Annotated in this window: 5 protein-coding genes; 1 reads left to right on the top strand and 4 read right to left on the bottom strand. The window is 66.5% G+C overall.

Annotated elements, in window-relative coordinates; translation table 11 throughout:
* The coding region (gene rlmKL, locus DBR20_RS06055) for a bifunctional 23S rRNA (guanine(2069)-N(7))-methyltransferase RlmK/23S rRNA (guanine(2445)-N(2))-methyltransferase RlmL (protein WP_258223223.1) at positions 1-1,413 on the top strand (1,413 nt) is incomplete at its 5' end.
* Positions 1,414-1,582: 169 nt separating this feature from the next.
* Here the strand turns inward: rlmKL and DBR20_RS06050 are convergent.
* The 4 genes from DBR20_RS06050 to DBR20_RS06035 all read right to left on the bottom strand — a co-directional run bounded on the left by DBR20_RS06050 (position 1,583) and on the right by DBR20_RS06035 (position 6,190).
* Positions 1,583-1,912 (bottom strand): DUF3325 domain-containing protein, encoded by a 330-nt coding sequence (locus DBR20_RS06050; RefSeq protein WP_089239943.1) that lies wholly within the window; start codon positions 1,910-1,912, stop codon positions 1,583-1,585.
* Entirely contained in the window at positions 1,909-3,537 is a 1,629-nt protein-coding gene (locus tag DBR20_RS06045; protein ID WP_108265557.1) for a PepSY-associated TM helix domain-containing protein, read from the bottom strand. Before DBR20_RS06045 ends, DBR20_RS06050 begins: the two co-directional genes overlap by 4 nt.
* Positions 3,534-3,854 (bottom strand): DUF3649 domain-containing protein, encoded by a 321-nt coding sequence (locus tag DBR20_RS06040; protein ID WP_089239947.1) that lies wholly within the window; start codon positions 3,852-3,854, stop codon positions 3,534-3,536. The genes DBR20_RS06045 and DBR20_RS06040 overlap by 4 nt, the downstream gene beginning before the upstream one ends.
* A gap of 107 nt (positions 3,855-3,961) precedes the next feature.
* Entirely contained in the window at positions 3,962-6,190 is a 2,229-nt protein-coding gene (locus tag DBR20_RS06035) for a TonB-dependent siderophore receptor (RefSeq protein WP_108265556.1), read from the bottom strand.
* Positions 6,191-6,388 lie beyond the last annotated feature (198 nt).

Below are 6,388 nucleotides of genomic sequence, written 5' to 3'. Positions count from 1 at the left end.
ATCCAGCGCGAAGCGCGTGATCGCGAAGCGGCCGGCCTGGCTGCGCTGAAGCCGGTCGTCCACGGCAGCGACATCGACCCGGTGGCGATCCAGGCGGCGCGCGAGAACGCGGAAGTGGCTGGCGTCGCCCATGCCATCCGCTTCACCCGCGCCGATGTGGCTGACCTGCCCACCCCGGAGCAGGAGATCGGCGCGGTGGTCTGCAACCCGCCGTATGACGAGCGCCTGGCCGCCGATCCGGCGCTGTACCGCAAGCTGGGCAATGCCCTGCAGAAGGCGGTGCCGCAGTGGCGCGCCAGCCTGCTGTGCGGCAATGACGAACTGGCCTTCGCTACCGGCCTGCGTGCGGGCAAGAAGTACCAGATGTTCAATGGTGCATTGGAATGTGCACTGATCGTCTGCGATCCGATTGCGGTGCCCGGTCGCGATCCGGCACAGGTGCGCGAGCTGAGCGAAGGCGCGCAGATGGTGGCCAACCGCCTGCGCAAGAACCTGAAGAAGTTCAAGAGCTGGCGCGCGCGCGAAGGCATCACCTGTTTCCGCGCCTATGATGCCGACCTGCCGGAATACGCAGCGGCCATCGATGTGTACGAGGAAGACGGCGGCCAGCGCCGCACCTTCCTGCATGTGCAGGAATACGCCGCACCGGCGGCGATTCCCGAGAACGACGTGCGCCGCCGCCGCAATGAACTGCTGGCCGCTGCGCGCGAGGTGTTCGGCGTGCCGCCGGAACAGGTGTCGATGAAGTCGCGCGAACGTGGCAAGGGCGGCAGCAAGTACGGCCGTTTCGAGCAGCGTGATGAGTTCCTCGTGGTACGCGAGAACAATGCGCTGCTGCAGGTGAACCTGTTCGATTACCTCGATACCGGCCTGTTCCTCGACCATCGCCCGCTGCGCCGCCTGATGGCCGAGCAGGCGCGCGGCAAGCGCTTCCTCAACCTGTTCTGCTACACCGGCGTGGCCAGCGTGCAGGCGGCGGTGGCCGGTGCGGCAAGCACCACCAGCGTCGACCTGTCGGCCACCTACCTGCAGTGGTGCTACGACAACCTGGCCTTGAACGGACAGGGCGGCAACCAGCACCTGCTGGTGCAGGCCGATGCGATGGCATGGCTGGAAGGCGATCGCGGCCAGTACGACGTGATCTTCTGCGACCCGCCGACGTTCTCCAACTCGGCCCGCGCCGAGGACTTCGACGTGCAGCGCGAACAGGTGAAGATGCTGCGTGCGGCCGTCGCCCGGCTGGCGCCGAATGGCGTGCTGTACTTCTCCAACAACTTCCGCCGCTTCAAACTGGAAGAGAGCGCCATCGCCGAGTTCGCGCAGTGCCGCGAGATCAGCGCCAGCACCATCGGCCCGGATTTCGAGCGCAACGCACGCATCCATCGTGCGTGGGAGCTGAAGCGCCTGGCGTGATGCCTGGCGTCATGCGGTAGTGCCGGCCGCTGGCCGGCAGCTGCAGGACTCTTGCAAAGCTTCATGGGGTTGCCGGCCAGCGGCCGGCACTACCCTTCCGGATGGATCCACGCCCTGCGCGGCATCCGAAGTAGATCCGCGCCATGCGTGGATGGGACTACCGCACGGCCTACAACAACGCCACCACCAGCCCGATCACCGGCAGCGCGACCGCCAGCGGTGCGATCCATTTCGGCCGGTACGGGTACAGCGCGAACGCCAGCACGATTCCACCCAGCGTAAGCGCGCCGAGCCACAGCACCGGGCCCATCGCCCAGCCCTGGTCGACCACGCACAGGGCGAACGCCACGGTCAGCAGCACCCAGCCCAGCACCCGCCATTGCGTCCGCCGTACTGGTGACGCCGCTGCCTTGCCGTGCAGTTCCTGCTGGTGCTTTTCCATCGCCAGCGACAGCGCGGTGAACGCTGTGAACGACAACCCCAGTACCAGCAGCATCATGCGCTGGCCTCCGCTTCCACTGTATCGGCCGGTGCCTTCGTCGCTGCAGCGGCCGCCGCGCGCTTCTTCTTCTCGGCGGCACTCAGCGGCGGCGTCCAGCGCTGCATGCGCCAGCCGCACAGGGCCAGCATCGCGCCGAAGGCGATCATCGACAGGTCGAAGCCGGCCAATGCCCAGTCACCGTTGAACAGGGTCACGCCCAGGTGTGCGTGGGTGGTCAATGCGTTCACTACCGGGATCAGCGCGAACGCGGCCGCGCCGATGTACAGCTGCCACGCCCACATCATCCGCTTGGGCCAGATGAAGGCCGCCAGCAGCGAGGCGCCCCATGCGTAGAAGAACACGTTCGCCTCGGCGTTGGAGCGCTCGGCCAGGCCCAGCGGCAGCAGCCGGTTGCCCCAGAAATAGGCGGCAAAGGCGATGGGCAGGCCGGCCACGGCGCCGATGTTCAGCGCATCGACCAGGCGCAGGCCGAAGCCGGTGCGACCGCTCTTGGCATGCTTCGGGCGCTCCTTCACCGCCCACAGCACCACGCCGCTGGCCACCATCAGGCAGCCGGTCAAGCCGGACAGGAAGAACAGGGCGCGTACGCCCCAATCGGCGAAGCGTGCCAGGTGCAGGCCATACAGCACGCCACGGGTGGCGGTGGCGCCACCGGAAGGCGGGGTTTCCTGCAGCAGCGCGCCAGTGACCATGTCGTAGCGCAGCGCGGGCGTATCGATGGACAAACGCTTGCCATCGCGCTGGCGGATGTCGATCACCGCATTGGCGGCACCGGGGTTGGCAACGCTGAAACCGGCGACCTCGGTTCCGTGCCAGTGCGTGCGGGCACTGTCCAGCAGCTGCCGCAGCGGCAGCGATGCGGCCTTGCCTTCGGCAGGCGCGGTGGCTTCGGGCAGGCCACCGAAGGCCTCCGCGTAGAAGGCATCCTGGTCGGTGCCGTAGGCAGCGCTCACTCCCCACGGCAGGTACATGATCATCAACGTGACGATGCCGGTGTAGGTGATCATCGCGTGGTAGGGCAGGGCCATCACCGCGCTGACGTTGTGGAAGTCCAGCCAGGAACGCAGGCTCTTGTCTTTCCGGAAGGTGAAGAAGTCCTTGAAGATCTTCTTGTGGGTGATCACGCCGGTGATGATCGCCACCAGCATGAACATCGCGCAGAAGCCCACCAGGTAGCGCGCCCACAGTACCGGGATGTAATGCAGGTCGAAGTGCAGGCGGTAGAAGAAGTCGCCGCCACGGGTCTCGCGTGCCTTCAGCTCGTTGCCGGTATTGGGGTCCAGGGTGGCGTCGCCGAAGGCCCCGCGGCGGCCCTTGCTCGGATCGGCCAGCGCCTCTGGCAACCGCCAGAACATCTGCATGGCCGGATTGCGTGGCTGCGGCAGGGTGACGAACCAGCTCTCGGCCTGTGGTGCGTTGGTCAGCAGATAGTCGGCCGCGCGCTGCGCCGCTTCGTCGGTGCTGACCGTGCTGCGCGGCAGTTCCGGGCGCATCCAGCGGCTGATTTCCTCGCGGTAGTAGCTGGCGGTGCCGGCCATGAAGATCAGCAGCAGCAGCCAGCCGACCAGCAGGCCGGTCCAGGTGTGCAGCCAGGCCATGGATTGGCGGAATCCATTCTTCATGCCCACGCTCCCAGCAGGCGCGAAACACCGGCCATCAGCAGGGTGGGGGCGAGAATGCCGACCCAGGCGCGCAGCGCACTGCGGGTGGCGAACGCCCAAAGTGCCGCACAGGCGGCGACCAGGATCGCCAGCAGCATGCCGGTCAGCACAGCCTGGCCGCGTGCGCCCGGCAGGGCCAGCGCACAGAACACGGTGGTCATCGAGGCAAGCGCGTAGCCGCCGAAGATGGCGGCAAGGGATCGGGACAGCACGCCCCATCGCGGGTTGGCGAAGAAGGTGCTGAGGCGGGGGCTGGCGGTTGCGGGCGAGCGGTCCACGGCGGTCCTGCAGGTTGAATGAAAGAGGACCGGCGCACCGAAGCGCGCCGGGGTTGGCCATCCGTGGCCGGGTGCCGGTCGCAGAACCGGCGCCATCCATCAGATCGTCAGAGCTTCCAGCGCAGCGTCATCATCACGTTGCGCGGTTCGCCCCAGTACACGCCGTCGTAGAAACCGACGCGGTTGTAGTACTTCTTGTCCAGCAGGTTGTTCACGTTCACCTGGGCGGTGAAGTTCTCGTTGAAGCGATAGCCGGCCGACAGGTTGAGCAGGTAGATGTCACCCTGTTCGATCGCCACGCGGTCGCGCTTGCCGCTGACCAGGAAGTCCTCGCGCGGCTTGTTGCTAAGGCTCCAGATGCCGCTCTGCCAGGTTGCGCCGCCACCGATCCAGAAGCGGCCTTCGGCACCACCCGGGCGCCAGCTGGCGTTGAGGCGGAACAGATCGACCGGAACGGTGGTGTTCTGGCGAACGCCCAGCGCATTGCGGCTGACGGTGTGGGTGAACCCGGTCGACAGGTTCCAGTGCTCGCCCAGGCTCCCCTGTGCTTCGATTTCCCAGCCCTTCACCTTGTTGCCCTTGCCGGTGGAGCGGTAAGCACTGATGCCACCGGGCAGCGAGTTCTCCGGCACCGAATCATCGAGCTCGGCGACGTTGTCCTTCTCGCCCTTGAACACCGCCACCGAGGTGTTGAGCAGGCCATCGAAGAACTCGGCCTTGAGCCCGGCTTCCCACATGTCACCGACGACCGGTTCGAGGTAGTTGTTGGCCTTGTCGCGGTAGTTCTGCGGCTGGAAGATGTCGGTGTAGCTGACGTAGCCGCTGAAGTAACGGTTGAAGTCGTAGATGAAGCCAGCGTACGGCGTGAGTGAGTCGTCCGGCTTGTAGCCGCCGCGGCGGGTACCGGTCAGGCGGCCGGCGGCGTCGTGGGTGTAGGTCCAGTTGCGCGTTTCCCAGCTGCCGTAGCGGGCGCCGAGCACGGCGGTCAGCGGCTCGGCCAGCTGCAGGCGCGCGGCCAGGTAGGCGGCGCGCTGGCGCAGTTCGTCCTCCGATGCGAGATAGCCCAGGCGGGTGACCTGCAGCGGTGCGACGTCGCCGTTCCAGCTGCGCCAGTCCGGCACGCGCTCGTAGCTGGCAGGGTAAGCGGCGGTTTCACTCGCAGGCACTTCGCCCTTGCGCACCGACTGGCCGAAGCCGAACACCAGTTCGTGTTCGCGGCCGAACAACTGGAACGGACCGCCGACGTTGAAGTCGAACACCTGCATGTCGCCGTTTTCACCGAAGCTGCCGACGAAGGCAGAGATGCCGCTGCCATCGGCATGCGGGTAACCGGACGCCCCATACCAGACCGCGCCGTCGGTCTCGCGCTTGGAGCGGGTGTAGGCGAATTTCGCGGCCCAGCCATGGCCCAACTGCTGTTCAAGGCGGGCGAACGCGCTCTTTTCGATGATCGGCCAGCTGCTCCAGCGCGCCGACAGGTTGGTCGAGCGCGGCAGGTGGGCCGGCTTGCCATCGGCGCCCCAGTACGGCACCACGCCCCAGGTCACGCCGGTGGTGTGCGGCGACTGGTACTCGTAGCCGGCTTCAAGCAATGTGGTGTCGGTGATGTCGGCCTGGACGATGCCGTAGAAAACGTCCTTGTCCAGCTTGTACACATCGCGGAACGAATCGCTCTGCTGCTTGGCCGCGACCACGCGGGCGCGGATGCGGCCATCCAGGGCGATGGGACCGCCGAGGTCGGCTTCCAGGCGCTGGTTGCCCCAGCGGCCGAGCGTGAGGTTGGCGCTCATCTGGAACGTATCGGTGGGGCGCTTGCGGACGAAGTTGATGGTGCCCGATGGATCACCCGCACCGGTGGTCAGGCCGGTGGCACCACGCACCACTTCGATGCGGTCGTAGATCACGCTGTCGGTGTTGGTCTTGATGTAGCCACCGAAGGTGTTGAGCATGCCATCGACCTGGAAATTGGTGATGTTGTACCCGCGCGAGACGTAGTTGATGCGTTCGCTGTCGGTGACCGACACCGCTACGCCGGTGACCTGGCCCATCACATCGGACAGGGAGAACAGGCCCATGTCGTCCAGCCGCTGCCGGGTCACCACGGTCATCGACTGCGGCGTGTGGCGCAGCGACAGGCCGAGCTTGGTTGCGGTGCTGGCCCGCTTGACCGTGTAGCTGTCGGCAATGTCGCCATCGGCAGTTACCTGGACGGTGTCCAGGGTGCGCGCAGAGGGGTCGGCAGAACCTTCCTCAGCGTGTGCCAACGGTGCGATCAACAGTGCGGTCACGGCCAGGGCCAGCAGGGTTGGACGGGGAGTAATCAGGGACGAAGCCATCGGTGCGATTCCATGCAGGACAAAAAACAGGCGATGGCAAACGCACCCATGGCAGCCATGCGCTCCGCGCACGTCGCCCAGCGTGATTCCCATCGACGGTGCGCCACCTGCGGCAGGCAGGCGACCCAGTGGTCGGGGGATGTACACGGGCGAAGGGGCGGGTGGGCGCGTGCTTCCGTGCCCCGCTTGGCTAAGCGT

This window comes from Stenotrophomonas sp. HMWF023, from assembly GCF_003060985.1.
GTDB classification, from domain to species: domain Bacteria; phylum Pseudomonadota; class Gammaproteobacteria; order Xanthomonadales; family Xanthomonadaceae; genus Stenotrophomonas; species Stenotrophomonas lactitubi.
Note: the sequence above shows the minus strand (reverse complement) of the source record. Positions and strands in the feature narration are given on the sequence as shown.